The sequence below is a fragment of the Ferrovibrio sp. genome (assembly GCF_046297895.1).
GTDB lineage: Bacteria > Pseudomonadota > Alphaproteobacteria > Ferrovibrionales > Ferrovibrionaceae > Ferrovibrio.
Genome location: NZ_JBKBHC010000002.1, coordinates 211,192 through 230,630, shown reverse-complemented (window position 1 = coordinate 230,630; position 19,439 = coordinate 211,192). Strand labels below are relative to the sequence as shown.

General features: G+C 66.9%; 20 protein-coding genes. 10 read left to right on the top strand and 10 right to left on the bottom strand.

Annotated elements, in window-relative coordinates; genetic code table 11:
• The gene (locus ACK4FK_RS03660) at positions 1-444 is read left to right on the top strand and encodes a DUF3237 domain-containing protein (protein ID WP_409741244.1); all 444 of its coding nucleotides are present in this window, start codon (positions 1-3) and stop codon (positions 442-444) included.
• Here the strand turns inward: ACK4FK_RS03660 and ACK4FK_RS03655 are convergent.
• The 3 genes from ACK4FK_RS03655 to ACK4FK_RS03645 all read right to left on the bottom strand — a co-directional run bounded on the left by ACK4FK_RS03655 (position 431) and on the right by ACK4FK_RS03645 (position 3,601).
• Complete coding sequence (locus ACK4FK_RS03655; protein WP_409741241.1) at positions 431-1,543, bottom strand: PAS domain-containing protein; 1,113 nt, start codon at positions 1,541-1,543, stop codon at positions 431-433. The two genes, ACK4FK_RS03660 and ACK4FK_RS03655, sit on opposite strands and share 14 nt — an antisense overlap.
• A 119-nt stretch (positions 1,544-1,662) precedes the next feature.
• Positions 1,663-2,691, bottom strand: coding sequence for a site-specific DNA-methyltransferase (locus ACK4FK_RS03650; RefSeq protein WP_409741924.1), 1,029 nt, complete (start codon positions 2,689-2,691; stop codon positions 1,663-1,665).
• A 256-nt stretch (positions 2,692-2,947) separates the two neighbouring features.
• The gene (locus ACK4FK_RS03645) at positions 2,948-3,601 is read right to left on the bottom strand and encodes a ribonuclease HII (protein ID WP_409741239.1); all 654 of its coding nucleotides are present in this window, start codon (positions 3,599-3,601) and stop codon (positions 2,948-2,950) included.
• Between the two features lie 128 nt (positions 3,602-3,729).
• On the opposite strand from ACK4FK_RS03645, the gene ACK4FK_RS03640 reads away from it, so the two are divergent.
• Entirely contained in the window at positions 3,730-4,539 is an 810-nt protein-coding gene (locus tag ACK4FK_RS03640; protein WP_409741237.1) for a crotonase/enoyl-CoA hydratase family protein, read from the top strand.
• Positions 4,540-4,544: 5 nt separating this feature from the next.
• Positions 4,545-6,017, top strand: coding sequence for a M48 family metalloprotease (locus ACK4FK_RS03635; protein WP_409741234.1), 1,473 nt, complete (start codon positions 4,545-4,547; stop codon positions 6,015-6,017).
• 10 nt (positions 6,018-6,027) lie between these two features.
• Here ACK4FK_RS03635 and ACK4FK_RS03630 read toward each other — a convergent pair whose 3' ends face one another.
• From ACK4FK_RS03630 to ACK4FK_RS03600, 7 genes are all read right to left on the bottom strand, one after another.
• Positions 6,028-6,933 carry an RNA polymerase factor sigma-32 gene (locus ACK4FK_RS03630; RefSeq protein ID WP_409741232.1) on the bottom strand — a complete coding sequence of 302 codons (906 nt, stop codon included), beginning with the start codon at positions 6,931-6,933 and terminating at the stop codon, positions 6,028-6,030.
• A 73-nt stretch (positions 6,934-7,006) separates the two neighbouring features.
• Positions 7,007-7,618 (bottom strand): PAS domain-containing protein, encoded by a 612-nt coding sequence (locus ACK4FK_RS03625; protein WP_409741230.1) that lies wholly within the window; start codon positions 7,616-7,618, stop codon positions 7,007-7,009.
• A 67-nt stretch (positions 7,619-7,685) separates the two neighbouring features.
• Positions 7,686-8,561, bottom strand: a complete 876-nt coding sequence (locus ACK4FK_RS03620) for a hypothetical protein (RefSeq protein WP_409741227.1) — start codon at positions 8,559-8,561, stop codon at positions 7,686-7,688.
• A gap of 137 nt (positions 8,562-8,698) precedes the next feature.
• Positions 8,699-9,676 carry a CarD family transcriptional regulator gene (locus ACK4FK_RS03615; RefSeq protein WP_409741224.1) on the bottom strand — a complete coding sequence of 326 codons (978 nt, stop codon included), beginning with the start codon at positions 9,674-9,676 and terminating at the stop codon, positions 8,699-8,701.
• A gap of 343 nt (positions 9,677-10,019) precedes the next feature.
• Entirely contained in the window at positions 10,020-10,361 is a 342-nt protein-coding gene (gene fdxA / locus ACK4FK_RS03610) for a ferredoxin FdxA (RefSeq protein WP_409741221.1), read from the bottom strand.
• Between the two features lie 167 nt (positions 10,362-10,528).
• Positions 10,529-10,810 (bottom strand): RNA-binding S4 domain-containing protein, encoded by a 282-nt coding sequence (locus ACK4FK_RS03605; protein ID WP_409741218.1) that lies wholly within the window; start codon positions 10,808-10,810, stop codon positions 10,529-10,531.
• 31 nt (positions 10,811-10,841) lie between these two features.
• Positions 10,842-11,969: a carboxylate-amine ligase gene (locus tag ACK4FK_RS03600; RefSeq protein WP_409741215.1), complete on the bottom strand. Its 1,128-nt coding sequence runs from the start codon at positions 11,967-11,969 to the stop codon at positions 10,842-10,844.
• 177 nt (positions 11,970-12,146) lie between these two features.
• On the opposite strand from ACK4FK_RS03600, the gene ACK4FK_RS03595 reads away from it, so the two are divergent.
• The 7 genes from ACK4FK_RS03595 to ACK4FK_RS03565 all read left to right on the top strand — a co-directional run bounded on the left by ACK4FK_RS03595 (position 12,147) and on the right by ACK4FK_RS03565 (position 19,434).
• On the top strand, positions 12,147-14,426 hold the full coding sequence (locus ACK4FK_RS03595) for a spermidine synthase (protein ID WP_409741212.1): 2,280 nt from the start codon (positions 12,147-12,149) through the stop codon (positions 14,424-14,426).
• Positions 14,427-14,473: 47 nt separating this feature from the next.
• The gene (locus ACK4FK_RS03590) at positions 14,474-15,214 is read left to right on the top strand and encodes an SDR family NAD(P)-dependent oxidoreductase (RefSeq protein WP_409741209.1); all 741 of its coding nucleotides are present in this window, start codon (positions 14,474-14,476) and stop codon (positions 15,212-15,214) included.
• Between the two features lie 148 nt (positions 15,215-15,362).
• The gene (gene coaBC / locus ACK4FK_RS03585; RefSeq protein ID WP_409741207.1) at positions 15,363-16,676 is read left to right on the top strand and encodes a bifunctional phosphopantothenoylcysteine decarboxylase/phosphopantothenate--cysteine ligase CoaBC; all 1,314 of its coding nucleotides are present in this window, start codon (positions 15,363-15,365) and stop codon (positions 16,674-16,676) included.
• Positions 16,673-17,149, top strand: a complete 477-nt coding sequence (dut, locus tag ACK4FK_RS03580; protein ID WP_409741204.1) for a dUTP diphosphatase — start codon at positions 16,673-16,675, stop codon at positions 17,147-17,149. Before coaBC ends, dut begins: the two co-directional genes overlap by 4 nt.
• A gap of 13 nt (positions 17,150-17,162) precedes the next feature.
• The gene (locus tag ACK4FK_RS03575) at positions 17,163-17,615 is read left to right on the top strand and encodes an RrF2 family transcriptional regulator (protein ID WP_409741202.1); all 453 of its coding nucleotides are present in this window, start codon (positions 17,163-17,165) and stop codon (positions 17,613-17,615) included.
• Positions 17,616-17,672: 57 nt separating this feature from the next.
• Positions 17,673-18,653 (top strand): cysteine synthase A, encoded by a 981-nt coding sequence (gene cysK / locus ACK4FK_RS03570; protein ID WP_409741199.1) that lies wholly within the window; start codon positions 17,673-17,675, stop codon positions 18,651-18,653.
• 4 nt (positions 18,654-18,657) lie between these two features.
• Entirely contained in the window at positions 18,658-19,434 is a 777-nt protein-coding gene (locus tag ACK4FK_RS03565; RefSeq protein WP_409741196.1) for a HesA/MoeB/ThiF family protein, read from the top strand.
• Positions 19,435-19,439: the final 5 nt, after the last annotated feature.

The following is a 19,439-nucleotide window of genomic DNA, read 5'->3' as shown; positions in this document are numbered from 1 at the left end:
ATGCTGACGCCGCTGCTCGATATCGATGTCGAACTCGCCGCACCGCAAAGCGCCGGCCGCTCGGAAAGCGGCGAGCGCCGCTGCGTGCCGATCACCGGCGGCCGCTTCTCCGGCCGGCTGCAGGGCCGCGTGCTGGCCGGCGGCGCCGACTGGCAGGTGCTGCGGCCCGACGGCCTGGCCGATCTGGACGCGCGCTACATGCTGGAAACCGATGATGGCGCGCGCATCGAGGTGTGGAGCCGCGGCCTGCGCATCGGCGCGCCCGAGGTGATGGCGCGTCTGGCGGCGGGCGAGGCGGTTGATCCCGCCGCCTACTACATGCGCACGGCCATGCGCTTCGAAACCGCCGCGCCGACCCTGCAATGGCTGGTGCACAGGATGGCCGTTTCCATCGGCGAACGCCGGCCCGATCTGGTGCGGCTGAAGGTCTTCACGCTCGACTGACCATCGGCGTTCGGTCTTCCGCCGGGATCACGATGCCATGGATCCGGGCTACCTGCCCGTTCCCGTCGCTCTCGCTTTCGCCCAGGGCGATCAGGGCGCGGTCGGGGTGGTCGCGGTCATTCAGGCGGAAACGGATCTGGTCGCGCTCGGCACCGGCGCGCAGGCGCTGGTAATGGCCGCGCACGGTCTCGCGGTCTTCCGGATGCACGCGCTCCAGCCAGGCTGCCAGCGCGGCCGGGCAGGATTGCGGCGCCAGGCCCAGCAGGCGGTAGAATTCATCCGACCAGCCGATCTGTTCCGACGCCGCCTGCCAGTTCCAGCTTCCATGGCTCGACAGGCGCTGGGCCGCGGCGAATTCGCCCAGCATGGCGCGATAGGCATGCTCGATCTCGGCGCGGCTGCTTTCGGCCACGGCGCGCGCGCGGTCCAGATCGCCGATCAGCTTGGCATTGCGCAGGCGCAGCGCGATGGCCAGCCTTTCGCGGCGGTTGTTCATCTGCGCCACGAAGCTGAGCGAGATCATCAGGATGATGCCGAAGAACGACATGTAGATCGCGCTGGGCTCGCGCTCGAGCAGGGCGCGCGTGTAGGGCGGCACCGACATGGTGATCATGAAGGCGTAATAGGCCGGCAGATGCACCGCGCGCGTGCTCATGGCGCTGATCAGCAATCCGGCCCAGGCCACGCCCAGCACGGCCTGCAGCGCGAAATCGCCCGGCGGATAGCAGAACCAGCCGAGCAGGCCCCAGGTGATGCCGGTGATCGCCGAGCCGACGGTGAAGCGCAGGCCCCAGTCGCCGCCGCCCGTGATCAGCGGCGCGGAATTGGTGTAGCGGTCGCGCTGATAGTCCAGATAGAAGGTGCCGGCGGCATAAAGCAGCGTCAGCCCGGCGATATGCCACCAGGTCAGGTATTCCTTGTACATGACGAAGGCGCCGAACAGCATCGGGATCGGCAGATAACGGGTGGCGAAGCTGTTGTGGTACAGCCGCTCGATCAGCAAGGCCTCGACATTCGCGTCGCGCTGGTCCAGCAGCGACTCGTCGTCATCCAGTAGGCGTTGCAGCAGGGCCGGCGAGATGCCGGGCTGATCGTCCAAGCCGTGCCCCCCAATCGTCCGTCTCAGGCCGGCGGACGTTAGCATCCGCGCCGGCCGGGATGCCAGCATGGAGGCCGGTGAATCGCGGCTTTGCTGTGGAAAAACCGGTTCGGCGTGCTTCAGCCCAATTCGGCGCGCAGCTTCTGGCGCAGGATGTCGATCGGCACCAGCTTGCCCTCAACCTGCATATGCCAGAACACCCAGCCGTTGCACGCACTGGCACCCATCACATGGGCGCCGATCTTGTGGATCGAACCCACGGCGTTGCCGGTGGCCAGGCTGCCATCGGCGCGCACCTTGGCCGAGAAGCGGCGCGAGGGATCGACCAGCACCGTGCCCGGCGCCAGCAGGCCGCGTTCCACCACCCAGCCGAACGGCACGCGCGGCTCGTCCTTCTTCGAGCGCGTCACTTCCACGTCGTCGGGCGCAGAAGGTTGCACCGTGCCGATGCGGCGCTCGGCCGCCTTGGCATATCGTGCCTCGCGTTCGATGCCGATGTAATGCCGGCCCAGGCGCTTGGCCACGGCGCCGGTGGTGCCCGATCCGAAGAAGGGATCCAGGATCACGTCGCCCGGCTTGGTCGAGGCGACGATCACGCGATGCAGCAGGGCTTCCGGCTTCTGCGTCGGATGCGCCTTGGCGCCGTCCTCGCCGCGCAGGCGCTCGTTGCCCGAGCAGATCGGGATCAGCCAGTCCGAGCGCATCTGCAGGTCATCGTTTAGCGCCTTCATGGCGTCGTAGTTGAAGGTGTAGTTGCGCGCCGCCTGGTCCTTGGCGCACCAGATCAGCGTTTCATGGGCATTGGTGAATCTCTTGCCGCGGAAATTCGGCATCGGGTTGGTCTTGCGCCACACCACGTCGTTCAGCATCCAGAAGCCCAGATCCTGCAGCTGCGCGCCCAGGCGGAAGATGTTGTGGTAGCTGCCGATCACCCAGATCGTGCCGTTCGGCTTCAGCAGCCGGCGCGCGGCCTGCAGCCAGGCTTTCGAGAAGGCATCGTAGTCGGAAAAGGAATCGAACTTGTCCCAGTCGTCGTCGACGGCATCCACCACGCTGTCGTTGGGACGGCGCAACTCGCCGGAAAGCTGCAGGTTGTAGGGCGGATCGGCGAAGATGCAGTCGATGCTTTCCGCCGGCAGGCTGTTCATCTTGGCGATGCATTCGCCGATCAGGATCTTGTCTAGCGGCAGGTCGGGATGCGGCAGGGCCTGGGCGATCTCGGCCTTGGGGGCCTTGGCCACCAGCGGCTTGGCGCGGGTGGCACGGCGGCCGGCATCGGGGCTGGTTTTGACCAGACTGAGATGGCCTTTGCGAAGCGCCCTGCGGGCCGGGTCGGTGAGTGTCGGAGCCATCTGCGGATCATCCCCCTAAAAAGACCCGCAAGTCATTAGATTCTTTAGCTTATTAATTGGTTAATTCTATATCTAGAGTCATTTGCTGCTGCACAGGCGCAAAACCTAGTCGATGATGCGGCGACACGCCGGCGCTTTTCAGGCCAGCCTGGTGCGCGGCGGTGCCATAACCCTTGTTGCGGTCCCAGCCATAGGCCGGGTAACGGCGGTGCAGTTTCTCCATCGCGCGGTCGCGCACCACCTTGGCGATGATGGAGGCGGCGGCGATCGAGAGGCTCAGCGCATCGCCATCCACGATGGCCGTGGCGGGGCAGGGCAGGCGCTTGGGACAATGCTTGCCGTCGATCAGGGCATGCGCCGGGATCACCCGCAACGCCGTCACCGCGCGCTGCATCGCCAGCATGGTGGCATGAAAGATGTTCAGCTGCGTGATCTCGGCCACGCTGGCGCCGCCGATGCCGATCAGCGCATGGCCAGCCGCCGCCTCGGCGCGCAGGGCGGCAAACAGCGCGCCGCGCTTTTCCTCGCTCAGTTTTTTCGAATCGTCGATTCCGGCCAGCAGGCCGCGATCCGCGTGCCGGCGATCGAGAATCACCGCAGCCGCCACCACCGGCCCGGCCAGCGGTCCGCGGCCGGCCTCGTCCACGCCGCAGACCGGCTTGCCTGCCGCGCCGGCCAGTCTGATTTCCCATGCGAAATCCGGCATTCCGGCTGTCTCGCCCGCCCTGCTTCTGCCACGAAACCGCATTATATCGCGGAAGTCGGCCGGCCGTCTTGCCCGCATCGGCCCCGCTGTGGAAAAGTCGGTTCCGTAAAGCTGAAGGAAAATCGTATATGAGCGCGGCGCCCCAGTATCAGCATCATCCCGATGGCGAGATTCTCACCCGCCGCGATGGCGTGGTGTTTGTCATCGGCCTGAACCGTCCGGCCAAGCTCAACGGCTTCACGCCCAAGATGCTGCGCGAACTGGCCGCCGCCTACACCGCCTTCGAGGCCGATGGCGAGGCACGCGTCGCCGTGCTCTATGCCGAAGGCCCGCATTTCACCGCCGGCCTCGACCTGCCCAAGGTCGCGCCGCTGATGGGCGACAGGAACCTACTGGTCGAACCGGGCCAGATCGATCCCTGCAACAACCAGCCGCCTTTCCGCACCAAGCCGGTGGTGGCCGCCGTGCAGGGCATCACCTTCACCATCGGCATCGAGCTGATGCTGGCCGCCGATATCGTGGTGGCTGCCAGCGACTGCCGCTTCAGCCAGCTTGAGGTGAAGCGCGGTATCATGGCCACCGGCGGCGCCACCATCCGCATGGTGGAGCGCGCGGGCTGGGGCAATGCCATGCGCTATCTGCTCACCGGCGACGAATTCGACGTCGCCACGGCGTTGCGCCTCGGCTTCGTGCAGGAGGTCACCGAACCCGGCGGCCAGTTCAACGAGGCCATGCGCATGGCGCATCGCATCGCCGCCCAGGCGCCGCTGGCGGTCAGCGCCACGTTGCGCAATGCCCGCCTGGCCGTGGCGGATGGTCCGGCCGCCGCCGTGGCCGATTTCCATCCCACCCAGCAGCGCCTGATGGCCAGCGAGGATGTGAAGGAGGGCGTCGCCAGCTTTGTGGAGAAGCGCGCCGCCGTGTTCAAAGGACGCTGAAAGCGATGCTGCACCGTTTCCTCGCTGCCGTCCTTGTGGCCTGCGGCCTGGCGCTGCCCATGGCGGCGCCGCAACGGGCCGAGGCGCAGATCTTCATGTCGCCCGAGGAGGCGAAAAGACTCGGCGCGCAGGAGCATCCGAAGATCCTGAAGGAATTCGGCGGGCCCTATGACGATCCCGCGCTGGGCGCCTATGTCGCCGGCATCGCCGGGCGCATCGCCGGCCAGTCGGGCCAGCCGGCCAGCGACTTCACTTTCACATTGCTGAATTCGCCGGTGGTGAATGCCTTCGCCCTGCCGGGCGGCTTTGTCTACATCACGCGCGGCACCCTGGCGATCGCCAACAACGAGGCCGAGGCGGCCGGCGTGCTGGGGCACGAAATCGGCCACGTCATCGCGCGGCATTCCGAGCAGCGCCACGGCAAGTCGATCATCACCCAGGGCGCGGTTGGCTTGGGCTCCATCCTGGGTTCGATCTTTCTCGGCTCCGGGGCTGGCGACCTGATCGGCCAGTTCGGCAGCGTCGCCGGCGGCGCCTATCTGGCCAGCTTCAGCCGCGAGAACGAGCTGGAGGCCGACACCATCGGCGTGAAGCTGCTGGCGCGCGTCGGCTATGCGCCCGATGCCCAGGCCGCCTTCCTGCAAAGCTTGAGCGACTACAGCGAACTGGCCACCAGGATGGCCGGCCAGGCCGGGCGCGACCGTCTGAACGACCTGTTCGCCACCCATCCCGGCGGGCCGCAGCGCGTGCGCGAGGCGATGGCGGCGGCCAATGAATTCCCCGCCAGCCCGGTCTATCGCCGCGACGAGTATCTCGACCGCATCAACGGCATGCTCTATGGCGACGATCCGAAGGAAGGCGTGGTGCGCGGCAGCACCTTTACGCATCCCGACCTGCGCCTCAGCTTCTCGGTGCCCGATGGCTGGCGCATCTCCAATTCCAGCGACGCGGTGATCGCCAGCGGCACCGGCGGCCGGATGCAGTTCGACATGGAGCGCGACAAGCGCAAGGTGCAGTCCTCGCGCAACGCGCTGGATTATCTCACGCGCCTGTGGGTGCCAAACCTGCGGCTTTCCAATGCCGAGGCGATCACCGTGAACGGCATGCCGGCGGCCACCGGCTCGGCCCGCATCCAGCAGCGCAGCGGCGGTTCGGCCGACGTGCGCTTCGTTGCGGTGGGGTTCCCCACCGACGACATCCTGCGCTTCGTGATCATCGCGCCGGCCGGCGGCCTTTCCAAGATCGAGCCGGCCATGATCCGCAGCGTCAATACCCTGAAGCACCTATCCGAGGCCGAGGCCAGGGCGATCAAGCCGCTGCGGCTGAAGGTGGTGACGGTGCAGCCGGGCGACACGGCGGAGAAATTCGCCGAGGCCCTGCCCTTCAGCCGCTTCAAGCTGGAGCAGTTCCGCGTGCTGAACGGACTGCGCGAGGACGAAACCCTGAAGCCCGGCGAGCGGGTGAAGCTGGTGGAGTGAGTGTCCGGAGTCAGTGCCCGGTCGCGTCCTGCAATCCCGGCACGTCGCCCAGGTGGCGGCGCAGGCGTTTCAGGGCCTGGTGCTCCAGTTGCCGCACGCGTTCTTTGGAAATGCCGAGCTTGATGCCCAGCCGTTCCAGCGTCACGTTGCCTTCGCTGTAAAAGCGCGCCTGCACGATCATGCGCTCGCGCTCGGGCAGCGCGTCAACGGCCTCGCCCAGCCAGCGGCGGCGCAGCCGCGTGTCGCGCTGGCTGATGGTGGTTTCCTCGGGATTGGGGCGGTCGTCCACCAGCAGGTCCTGCCAGTCGGTTTCGCCATCCTCGCCGATCACGGCGTTCAGCGAACGGTCGCTGGCGGCCAGCCGGCTTTCCATGTGCAGCACGTCATGCTCGCTGACATTGAGCTGGCGGGCGAGCTGGCGCCGGCCTTCTACGGTCAGCGCATCGCGGCCGCCGCGCTCGATCTTGGCACGCAGGCGGCGCAGGTTGAAGAACAGCGATTTATGCGCCGCCGTCGTGCCGGTGCGCACGATCGACCAGTTACGCAGCACGAAATCCTGGATCGCGGCGCGAATCCACCAGGCGGCATAGGTGGCGAAGCGCACGCCGCGCTCGGGCTCGAAGCGCGCGGCGGCCTGCATCAGGCCAAGGTTGCCTTCCTGGATCAGGTCGTTCAGCGGCAGGCCGTAATGGCGGAAACGCACTGCGGTGGAAATCACCAGCCGCATATGCGGGGCCACCAGCTTGTGCAGGGCGGTCTGGTCCTGCGTCTCGCGCCAGGCCTGGGCGAGCGCGGCTTCTTCCTCGGGCGACAGCAGCGGCAGCCGCATGGCCCGGCGGACGAAGGCGCGGTCGCTGGCTTCGGAGGAAGATGAGGAAGATACAATCCGCACAGAAGCAGTTCGCTCTGGGGTCATGGCAGCCTCTCTGGTCTGCCAATTCTACGCCCCAACTGACCTTGCGGATCACCTCAAGCCTGCGTGCGGCCTGTCACGCTGTCGTGAACGCGGGGCTGGGCGCGCCGGCCCTGGCATGCGGCGGTCGCCATGGTCCTGCAACATTACTGCATAGAAATCGCGTCACGCGGCCCTGGGCGTCCTGAAGCGGTAACATGATACGTTGCCAGGATTCCACGGCCACATGCGGCGGCGGGAAATGGTGGGTGTAGAGCGATTCCCGCCGCAGGCTGGCGGTGCGATAGAGGGCACGGAAAAACAGCGACACGTAATTGCCGCCGTCGATCTCGGAAATGCGGCGGCCGGTCATGTCGGCGCCATAGGTTTCGGCCACCTTGGTGCCATAGAGGCGGAACACCCCGTCCCAGCCATCGTCGATCATGTCGATCAGCACGATATGGCCCAGGGCCGGCTTCATGCCGAAAGGCGAGATGCTGTCGGCGGCCGGCAGAGCGGCGCCGTTGCGCAGGCTTTGCCAGTAATTGATCAGAAAGGCGATCTGCGGGCAGGCGCAGACCGTGCTGCTCGGCGACCATACCAGCGATTCCAGCCGGGCGCCGCGCGCGGCGAAATAGGCTTCGAGCGCGTCGCGCCGATCCGCCAGCAGGGCCTCGGCAAGGGTTTCGAGTGTGGCGCGGTCGTCCATGCCCTAAGGCATAGCAAGATGCCGGGTTTGCATCTAGGGACGAAGTGAGCGGGCAGGCGGGTAGATGTCAGATGGCAAAACTCTCGACGATGGCGCCGTCGAGAGAAAAGCAGGCCACATTGAGTGGTCCGCCGAAACCGGCGCCGCCATCCAGGCAGCAGGTGAAGGCATCCAGATGCGCGCCTTCGCCGCGCGGATTGCCGCCGCTGATGACACGGCGGAAGCCGCCATAGGGCTGGGTCATGGCGCGGAAGGCCGGCGAACCCCACCACAGATGATCGGATTGCGCGGCCAGCGGCGCCGAGGGATCGATGCCGGCATGCACGAACAGCAACTCGCCGCCGGCGGTGTAGGCGGCACGTCGGAAACAGCCGAACAGGTCGTCATGGCCGGGCTGCTTGCGGATGGCGGCGCGCAGCGCATTGGTCCAGCGGCTGATGCCCAGCGCGCCCTCGCGCAGGATGCCGCGCGCCTGGGCCGGTTCCATGCCGTAGCCGCGCAGCACGGGGTCCAGGCCATGGCGCAGCATCCAGTCGAAGACCTCGCCGGGCCCCGGCGCGAACTGAATCTGCAGCAGCTTGCGCCACATCTCTTCCTGCGCGCCACGCAGATAGACGATGTCCTCGGGCTCGGCGCCAGGCAGGCAGAGGAAATCGCGGCGGAAGGCCAGCAGTTCGTCCAGGGTTGCGATGGTGGCCTGGCCCTGCCCGATCATGTTGCCCAGATAGACCAGGCGGTCGCCGGGCAGCAGGCGGGCCGCCAGCTCGTTATGGGCGTCGCGCAGGCGGTCGACCTCGGCGTGAACCGCGGCCACGGCCCAGACGCGACGGCTGTTACGCAGGATGGCGAAGGCTTCGGATGCAGACGCAGCCTGGGAAGACGCAGGCTGGGAAGACGCAGCCTGGGTGCCGGATGAAGCGGGAGCGGGATGCAGCGCGGACAAGTCCCTAACGAATCGGCCAATGAAAAGCGGGTCCGGCAACCGATGCTACCGGACCCGCTGGAGAATGCGAAGCGAAAAGCCGCGTTATTTTTTCGCGCCCGGAGCGATGCATGCCGCAGCGGCCAGGCCCGGAAGGATCATGCGACTTTGAGGATTTTTTCCAGCTTCTTGGTGGCAGAATCCTCGTCGATCCGCTCCACCGCCGCCAGTTCGCGCACCAGGCGGTCCAGCGCGGATTCATAGATCTGGCGCTCGGAATAGCTTTGATCGGGCTGGCCGGCATTGCGGTGCAGGTCGCGCACGACTTCCGCGATCGAGACCGGATCGCCGGAATTGATCTTGGCCTCATATTCCTGGGCGCGGCGGCTCCACATGGCGCGCTTGATGCGGGCGCGGCCCTTCAGGGTGTCGAGCGCGGTGCGCATCTTCTGCGGCGAGCTGAGCTTGCGGATGCCCACCGAATTCACCTTCGACAGCGGCACGCGCACGGTCATCTTGTCGCGCTCGAACTCCACCACCATCAGGTCGAGCTCGAAGCCGGCGATCATCTGCCGCTCGATGCGCAGGATCTTGCCCACGCCGTGGGTCGGATAGACCACGTGGTCGCCGGCGGCGAAATCCACCTTCACCTTGGCCGGCACGGGTTTGAGCTGGATCGGCTTCTGCTGCTGCACCGGCTTGGGCTCGGCTGCGGCCGGCTTCACCGGCTGCGGCAGCGGCCGCGACGGCGGGGCCGACACGGCCATCGGCTTCGACGGCCGGACCGGCGCGGCGGGGGCTTTGGCGGCCGGTTTGGCCTCGACCTTTTTCTTCGTCGCGGCGGCGGCGGCCGGCTTGGCGGCTGGCTTGGCCGTCGGCTTCGCTGCCGGGGCCTTCGCCGCGGGCGCCTTGGGGGCCGGCTTGGCCGGCGCGGCCTTGGCGGCGGGCTTGGCCTTGACGGGCGCGGGCTTGGCGGCGGGTTTTGCCGCCGGCTTGGCCGGGGCTTTCGCCTTCACCGGCTGCTTCACCGTGGCCGGCTTCTTTGCCGCCGCCGCCCTGGCGGCGGTTTTGGCCGCCGGCTTCTTGCCGGCCGGGTTTTTCTTGCCCGCAGGGGCTTTCTTCGCGGCTTTGGTCACTGGCCACCCTCGTTGAATGTCAATCCACCCCGGCCTGCCGCACCCTGACGGAGACATCCGGCCCGGCCAAATACGAGGCGGTCAGGGTCCATAGACCCTGTGCAGAAGCCGCGCTGGTCGAAACCAATCTCTCGGGCGCAACCCAAAGCTGCAGATTACTCTCCGCAGTCCAGGAGCCGGTCCCACCACCCGGTATGATCGCCGGGTGAGGTTATTGTTCCGTTACATAATATACCACAGCGCGGCCGGGGTGGACAGCAGCGAAGAGGACGCGCAAACCGGCCGGCCTGCACGCCATGGTGGAATTTTGGGGGTCATGTCCCGGCGGATGCCGGGGCGGCGGCTACTTGCTGCCTTCGCCGGGATTGGGGCTGAAATGCTGCTTGAACTTGTCAGCCACGCCCTTCCATTTGTCGGCATCGGCCGGGGCCTCGCCCTTGCGGGTGATGTTGGGCCACTTGGCGGCGTATTCGCGGTTCATTTCAACCCAGGCCTCGGCCCGGTTGTCGGTGTCGGGCAGGATGGCCTCGGCCGGGCATTCCGGCTCGCAGACGCCGCAATCGATGCATTCGTCCGGATTGATCACCAGCATGTTCTCGCCGACATAGAAGCAGTCGACCGGACAGACTTCGACGCAATCCATGTACTTGCACTTGATGCACTGCTCGCTCACGACATAGGTCATCGGCGGAACCCTGGGAAAGCTGGCTTCGGTTGACTGCCTGATATGGGGCGGCAGCGGCGCGTGGGGTAGCACAGGGGCAAATCCCGGTCAATTATTCGTACACATACAGTGCTGGATCAAGCGGATTCCGCGCCCCGCGCCACTCTGGCGCAGTCTGGGCGGCACGTTCAGGGCACGAGGTCGTAGGTCGCCTGCGCTTCCGCGGCCGGTCCCCGGCGGGCCGGCAGGCTTAGCACGCGGATCACCTTCACCCCGGCTGGCAGCGGCAGGGTCAGCACATCGCCCACCCGCACCAGGGCATGGGGCTTGTCCACCACGCGGCCGTTGATGCGGATGCGGCCCTTGCCGGCCAGTTTCTGACCGATCGCCCGCGTCTTGCAGAAACGGGTCAGCCACAGCCACTTGTCCAGCCGCAACGCGCCCTGCTCGATATCGCCATCGTCGTTCATCGCCGCAGTATATCGCGATGCGCAGCCGCGCTTAAACGGCCGCCGTCGTCTGCGCCAGCCAGCCCACCACGGCGCGCAGCGCCTCGATGCGGCTGGCGCCTTCCGTGTCGCGCAGGCGGCGATACAGCGCGATCTGCTGCGCCGCCGAGGTGCCGCGCTGGAGGATCGTGCGGGCATGCGCCACCTCCGCGCGGCAGCCGAAGGCCTCGGCATCCTCGGCGATCAGGTCCAGCATGGCCTCGATGATCTCGGTGAACGGCACGACGCGGCGGGCGTTGAAATCGATCAGGCCCTCGGCGGTGCCATATCGCTGGGCGCGCCAGCGGTTCTCCTCGATCAGTAGGCGCGTGTGGTTGCGCCAGATTCCGTTCAGGTCGGGCAGGCGGCGCAAGGCACGCACCAGGCAGCGATAGATCGCGGCGATGCACAGCGTGTCTTCCATGTGCGTGCAGGAATCGGCGATGCGCAGTTCCAGGGTGGGAAAGCGCAGGGAAGGCCGGATCGCCCACCAGACATGGCTGGCATCCTCGATCACGCCCGCGCCGACCAGCGTGTCGATGAAGCTGTTGTAGTCGGCCAGGTTGACGAAGAAGTCGGGAATGCCGGTGCGCGGCAATTCGTCATAGGCGGCCAGGCGATAGCCCATCAGGCCGGTGGCATGCTTGCGCCAGAACGGCGAGGACGTGCTTAAGCCCAGCAGCACCGGCAGGAAGGGCAGGATGCGGTTCATCACGTCGATGCGCACATGCGGATCCCTGATCTCCACATGCACGTGCAGGCCGCACATCATGTTGCGGCGGGCCAGGAACTGCAGGTCGTTGGTCAGTTTGGCATAGCGCGGCTTGTCGGTCGGCTGCTGCTCGTTCCACTCCGCCATCGGATGTGTTCCGGCGGCGAAGACCTCAAGCTCGAATTCCGCCGTGGCGTCGCGCAGGGCGCGGCGATAGCGGCGCAGATGGCCGCGCGCTTCCTCCAGCGAATGGCAGATCGGCGTGGCGATCTCGATCTGCGACTGCAGCAGTTCCGGCGTTACCTGCTCGCCCAAGGCCCCGCGCGCACGGCGGATCAGGGCCTTGGGCATGCGCGACACCGCGTTCTTGGTCTCGGCCTCGGCCAGGAAATACTCTTCTTCGATCCCGATGGGGTAGCCGACGCTCATGGGATGGCCTCCTGCTATGACGGTTCTCGTGCCGGTTTGGCGATGATGGGGAGCGCATCGGCATGCTGCGACGCAATATGCCTGCTTCTGCCGGGTCATTGCGGCGGCAATATGGCATTAATTTACTGGTGCAATCCCGCAGGCCGCTTCTAAAATCCGCCGGCAGGGGGAGTTGCAATGTTTGCCATCAATCAAGACGCCGGTTCACGGCGCAAGGTTTTCCTTTTTCTGTGCGCCGCCTTTTTTCTCTCCGGTTTCGCCGCGCTGATCGACCAGATCGTGTGGCAGCGCATGCTCGGCCTGTTTGCCGGATCCGATGCCGTCACCGCCGCGCTGGTGGTCGGCGCGTTTCTTCTCGGCCTCGGCCTCGGCAGCCTGGCCGCCGGCGCGGTCACCGATCGCCTGAGCCCGCGCGCGGCGCTGATCGGGTTCGTGCTGTGCGAAATCGGCATCGGCCTGTTTGCGCTCAGCAGCCGTGCCTTCCTCTACGATTTCGTCGTGCAGGTGGTGGGACCGCTGGTGCCGAGCCGCTGGGGCATCTTCGCCGTCTGCTTCATGGGCATCCTGGTGCCGACGATGCTGATGGGCGCCTCGCTGCCGCTGCTGGCCAAGGCCGCCGTGCAGTCGCTGGCCGAGGCCGCGCCGCGCATCGGCTGGCTCTACGGCCTCAACACGCTGGGCGCCGGGCTCGGGGCCCTGCTGGGCGGCTGGTGGCTGATCGGCACGCTGGGCTACGAAAACAGCCTGCGCGTGGCCGCGCTGCTCAATCTGCTTGCCGCGCTGATCGCGTTGCTGCTGTGGCGGCGCGTTGCGGATCCGGCGCCGGCACAGGCTGCCGCGACCAGCCGTCCGGCGCCGGCGGCCGGCTTCGGATTCCTCACCTGGGGCCTGCTGGTCTTCATCTCGGGATTCGCCATCGTCGCGCTCGAGATCCTCTGGGTGCGGGTGGCCGGCGTGATCGCGCAATACACGGCCTACAGCTTCGCCACCATCCTGGGCAGCTTTCTGCTGGCCGATGGCCTGGGCATGGTGCTGGGCGCGATGTGGCTGCGGCGGCTGAAAGACATCCGCGCCGCCTTTTTCGTGGTGCAGGCGCTTGCCACGCTCTATGCGCTGGCCTCGATCTATGGCGTCTACTGGCTGGCCGGCGCCGACTGGTGGGAGAATTTGCTGGCGGCCGAGACCACGCGGCATTACGGATTGCCGCTGGCCGCCGCCCTGCTGGTGACGGTGCTGCTGGTGGCGCCGCCCTCGTTTCTGCTGGGCATATCCTTTCCGCTGGCGCAGCAGGGCGTGCAGACCGATCTGAGCCTGCTCGGCTGGCGGGTCGCCGCCGTGCAGGTGTCCAACATCATGGGCAATGCGGCGGGCAGCCTCGCCACCGGCCTGGCGGCGCTGCATTGGCTGGGCACCGCGGGCACGCTGAAGATGATCGCGCTGCTGGCCGTGGCGTTGCTGTGCTTCTGGAGCCTGGCGGCCTGGCGCGAGCGCCAGCCGCTTGCCCTGGGCGGCGCATCGGCGTTGGCGGTTGTGCTGGCGCTCGCCATCGCGGTCTTTCCCGGCAATGCGCAATTCTGGGCCCGGCTGCATCAGGCGGCCGAGCATCACGAGATCCTGGTGGCGGAGGACCGTTCCGGTCTGGCGCTGTTTCGCCTGGGCGAGGATGGCGCCGCCAGTCCCTTCTTCATCCAGGGCTTCACCCAGTCGAAATGGCCCTTCCTGGTCGAACATGCCTTCCTGGGCGCGGTCGGCCCCCTGCTGCATCCGGCGCCGCGGGCCGTGCTGGTGATCGGCTCGGGCAGCGGCGGCACGCCGTTTGCCGCCGGCATCAATCCGGCCACGCAGCATGTGCGCGTCGTCGAACTGGTCGGCCCGGTTTTCCAGGTGCTGCGCGATTTCGCCGCCCGCCAGCCCGACTCAGCCATCGCGGGCCTGCTGCGCGATCCGCGCTATGAATTCGTGGTCGGCGACGGCCGCCGGGCCATCTTCGCCACCGACCGGCGTTACGACGTGATCCAGGCCGATGCGATCCTGCCCGAATCCTCGCATAGCGGACTGCTCTATTCGGAAGAGTTCATGCGCCTGGTGCTGGCCGCGCTGAAAGACGACGGGCTGTATGTGCAGTGGGGCCCGACGGCGCGCAGCGTCGCCACCTTTGTCGCCGTGTTTCCCCATGTGGCGATGCTGCAGCCCTTTCCGGTTCTGATCGGCTCGCGCCGTCCGGTGCAGGTCGATCACGCCCGCCTGACGCAGGTGTTTTCCAGCGCCCAGGCCATGCGGTACTTCGCCGCCGCCGGCATCGAGGCGAAATCCGCCAGCCGGCTGTTCCGCGACGCCATCCTGCATGCGCCGGCGGTTTCCGGGATGGACTTGAACGCGGATCTCTTCCCGCGTGATGAATATTACATCAATAACCGGCTGAATGCGGCGACGCGGCGCAACAAACCCGATAGCTGACCCCCCGCCGCTGGCGCCCGTCATGGGCCTGCGATAGATTTGCAACTATGACAGACCGCCAACGCACGCTCATCCTCACCGGCGCCAGCCGCGGCATCGGCCATGCCACCGTGAAGCGCTTCTCGGCCGCGGGGTGGAGGGTCTTCACCGTTTCGCGGCAACCCTTCTCGGAGCATTGCCCCTGGGAGGGCGGCGCCGAGAGCCATGTGCAGATGGATCTCAACGATATCTCCAGCCTGCCGGCAACGATTGCCGATCTGAAGAAACGGCTGCCCGACGGCAAGCTGGATGCCCTGGTCAACAACGCTGCGATCTCGCCGAAAGGTCCCGGCGGTTCGCGGCTTGGCGTGCTGGATACCGATCTGGCCGCGCTGATGCACGTCTATAATGTCAACCTGTTCTCGGTGGCCCTGCTGGCGAAAGGCCTGTTCGAGGAACTGAAGGCGGCGCAGGGCTCGATCGTGAATGTCACCTCGATTGCCGGCAGCCGCGTGCATCCCTTCGCCGGCATGGCCTATGCCACCTCCAAGGCGGCGCTCGCGGCGCTGACCCGCGAGATGGCCTGGGAATTCGGGCCGCATAACGTGCGGGTCAACGCCATCGCGCCGGGCGAGATCGACACCTCGATCCTCTCGCCCGGCACCGACGAGATCGTGCGCCGGGAAATCCCCATGCACCGCCTGGGCAAGCCCGAGGAAGTGGCCAGCACGATCTATTTCCTGTGCACCCAGACCTCGTCCTACGTGAACGGCGCGGAAATTCACATTAATGGCGGCCAGCACGTCTGATAATTCCCCTCGGGTCTTGTGATTTCCGTTCGGGTGGATTAGCCTTAAACACATTCAGGCAGCGTAATATTCGGGATTGCGCCACAAACCGCGCATAACCCGTAATGGCTATGCTTCCGGTGTCGTGTCGGCAAACCCCGAGGGAATCGTGCTCAAGGGCAAACGCATTCTGCTGGTGATTTCAGGCGGCATCGCCGCCTACAAGTCGCTTGAGCTGATCCGCCGCCTGCGCGAGCGCGGCGCCAGCGTGCGCTGCGCGATGACCAGCGCGGCCGGGCATTTCGTCACCCCCATGAGCGTCTCCGCCCTGAGCGGCGAGAAGGTCGCAAGCGATCTCTTCTCGCTGACCGACGAGGCCGAGATGGGCCATATCGAACTCTCGCGCGATGCCGACCTGCTGGTGGTGGCGCCGGCCACCGCCAACATCCTCGCCCGCATGGCCCAGGGCCTGGCCGACGACATGGCCACCACTTTGCTGCTCGCCACCGACAAGCCCGTTCTGGTCGCCCCGGCGATGAATGTGCGCATGTGGCTGCATCCGGCCACCCAGCGCAATGTCGAGCAGCTCAAGAAGGACGGCGTCGCCTTCATCGGTCCCAACGACGGCGAGATGGCCTGCGGCGAATTCGGGCCCGGCCGCATGGTCGAACCGCTGGAAATCGTCGCCGCCATCGAAAAGTATTTTGGCGAGGCGCAGTTCGGCAAGCCGCTGCCGCGGCATCTCACGCAGGTTTCGGCGTCCGCTCCGTCCGCCGCCGCCAGCGTGCAGCCTCTGGCCCAGACGCTGAAGGGTCGCCGGATGATCGTCACGTCGGGCCCCACGCATGAGCCGATCGATCCGGTGCGCTACATCGCCAACCGCTCCTCGGGCAAGCAGGGCCATGCGATTGCAGCCGCCCTGGCCGCGCTGGGCGCCGAGGTCACCCTGGTCAGCGGCCCGGTCAGCCTGCCCGATCCGCCCGGCGTGAAGACCGTGCATGTGGAATCGGCGCGCGAGATGTTCGAGCATTGCTTTCTGGCGCTGCCCGTCGATGCCGTGGTCTGCGCCGCCGCCGTGGCCGACTGGCGCGTGGCGGTGGAAGCGCCGCAGAAGCTGAAGAAAAGCGGCGACCTGCCGCCCACGCTCAAGCTGGCCGAGAACCCCGACATCCTGCGCGCCATCAGCACCACCGATGCCTGGCGCCGCCCGGCGCTCGTGGTCGGCTTTGCGGCCGAAACCGAGAATGTGGTGGCCTATGCGCGCAAGAAGCTGCAGGCGAAAGGCTGCGACTGGATCGTGGCCAACAGCGTGGCCGAAGGCAGCGGCACGTTCGGCGGCGACCGTAACACCGTGCATCTGGTGCGCGGTGACTCGGTCGAGGACTGGCCCACCATGAGCAAGCAGGATGTGGCGGCCCGTCTGGCCGACCGCATCGCCGCGCATTTCAGCACTCCCGGCAAGAAGAAAGACAAGTCCGCATGACCGCACCTTTGCATGTGCCGCTGAAACGCCTGCCCCACGGCGCCGACCTGCCGCTGCCGGCCTATGCCACGGCCGATGCCGCCGGCCTCGATCTGCTGGCGGCGGTGGCCGAGCCGGTCACGCTGAAACCCGGCGAGCGCAGGCTGATCCCCACCGGACTCAGCATCGCGGTGCCGCCGGGCTTCGAGGCCCAGGTGCGGCCGCGTTCCGGCCTGGCGCTCAAGCACGGCATCACCGTGCTGAACGCCCCGGGCACCGTGGATGCCGATTATCGCGGCGAGGTCGGCGTGATCCTGATCAATCACGGCGACCAGCCCTTCGTTATCAACCGCGGCGAACGCATCGCGCAGATGGTGATCGCCGCCTACAGCCGCGTCGAATGGATCGAGGCGGCGGAATTGCCGCAGACCCAGCGCGGCGCCGGCGGCTTCGGCTCGACCGGCACCGCCGGGGCCGCGGCCAAGACAGCCTGAGGAGACGACGACAATGCTCAAATGCACGCGGCGCACCATGCACGCGCTGGAAGCGGTGGTGGATATCGCCTTTCATGCCCGACCCGAGCCGGTGCAGTCCAAGGACATCGCCACCCGCCAGGGCGTGCCGCAGCGCTATCTGGAGCAGGTGATGCAGCATCTGGTGCGCAACGGCATCCTCAAGGGCGTGCGCGGCCCGCGCGGCGGCTATACGCTGGCGCGCGAACGCCGCCGCATCACGGTGGGCGAGGTGATCCGTATCGTCTCGGAACTGGATGCCGATGGCGACGACGATTTCTCGGCAGGTTCCGAACTCGGCCGCCGCACCGTGCAGCCGATCTGGGAGGAATGCCAGGCCGCGCTGATGGCAAAGGTGGACAAGATCACGCTGGAGGACCTGTGTGAACGGGCCGAAAGCACCGGATTCGCCGCCGAACTGGAAGGCGCCGACAACTTCGCGATCTGATGCGCGGCATCCCGCATCCGGGATCGTCGCGCGATAACGAATAGAACGGGAGAATCCATGACGCAGGCGCGCCCCGACACCATCCGTCCGCTCAATCCGCCGCGCGGCCGGGTCTACGATTCGATCGTCGACACCATCGGCGCCACCCCGCTGGTGCGCGTCAACCGCCTGGCCAAGGAGGCGGGTGCCACGGCCGACCTGCTGGCCAAGCTGGAATTCTTCAATCCGCTGTCTTCCGTGAAGGATCGCATCGGCATCGCCATGATCGAGGCGATGGAGCGCAGCGGCAGGCTCAAGCCCGGTGCCACCATCGTCGAGCCCACCTCGGGCAATACCGGCATCGCGCTCGCCTTCGTCGCTGCCGCCAAGGGCTATCGCCTCATTCTCGTCATGCCCGAAAGCATGTCGCTGGAACGCCGCAAGATGCTGAAGTTCCTCGGCGCCGAACTCGACCTCACCCCGGCCGGCATGGGCATGAAGGGCGCGCTCGCCCGCGCCGACGAGCTGCTGAAGCAGATCCCCGGCAGCGTGATGCCGCAGCAATTCGAGAATCCCGCCAATCCGGAAATCCACCGCCACACCACGGCGGAGGAGATCTGGGTCGACACCGCCGGCAAGGTGGATGTGGTGATTTCCGGCGTCGGCACCGGCGGCACGCTCACTGGCGTGGGCAGCGTGCTGAAGCAGAAAAAGCCGTCGCTGCGCATGGTGGCGGTCGAGCCGGAAGACAGTCCGATGATCTCGGCCGGCAAGGCCGGGCCGCACAAGATCCAGGGCATCGGCGCCGGCTTCATTCCCGGCAATCTCGATACCGCGCTGATCGACGAGGTGATCACCATCGGCAACGAGACCGCCTTCGAGACCTCGCGCCGCATGGCCAGGCTGGAAGGCATTCCCGCCGGCATCTCCTCGGGCGCGGCGATGGCCGCCGGCCTGGAAATCGCCTCGCGGCCCGGCATGGCGGGCAAGACGGTGGTGGTGATCATCCCGTCCTTCGCCGAGCGCTATCTCTCCACCGCCCTGTTCGACGGGCTGTGACATCGTGGCCGCCTTCGGCAAGGACGAACTGGAACGCTATGCCCGGCACATCATCCTGCCCGAGATCGGCGGCGCAGGGCAGCAGAAACTGAAAACCTCGCGCGTGCTGGTGATCGGCGCGGGTGGGCTGGGTTCGCCGCTGCTGCTCTATCTGGCCGCCGCCGGCATCGGCACCCTGGGCATCGTCGACGACGACATCGTTTCGCTGTCCAACCTGCAGCGCCAGGTGCTGCACGGCACCGAACGTGTCGGCATCAGAAAGACCGAAAGTGCTGCGGTGTCGATCTCCGCGCTCAATCCCCATGTGCGCGTGGTGGAGCATACCGCGCGCCTGACGCCGGAAAATGCCGATGCCCTGATCGGCGGCTACGACCTGGTGGCCGATGGCAGCGACAATTTCGACACCCGTTTTCTGGTCAACGACACCTGCTTTCGCCTGGGCAAGACCCTGGTGACGGCGGCAATGCTGCGTTTCGACGGCCAGCTCTCCACCTTCAAGGCGCATATGGGCGAGCCGCATCCCTGCTATCGCTGCGTCTTTCCCGAGCCGCCGCCGCCGGGCAGCGTGCCGGCCTGTTCGGAAGCCGGCGTGCTCGGCGCGCTGGGCGGCGTGATGGGCAGCCTGCAGGCGCTGGAGGTCGTGAAGGAACTGCTCGGGCTTGGCGACAGCCTGTCCGGGCGCCTGCTGCTGTATGATGCATTGCGCGGCGACGTGCGTACGGTGAAACTGCGCCGCGATCCTCACTGTCGCCTCTGCGGCACCGGGGGGCATGAGCGCTGAGTTCG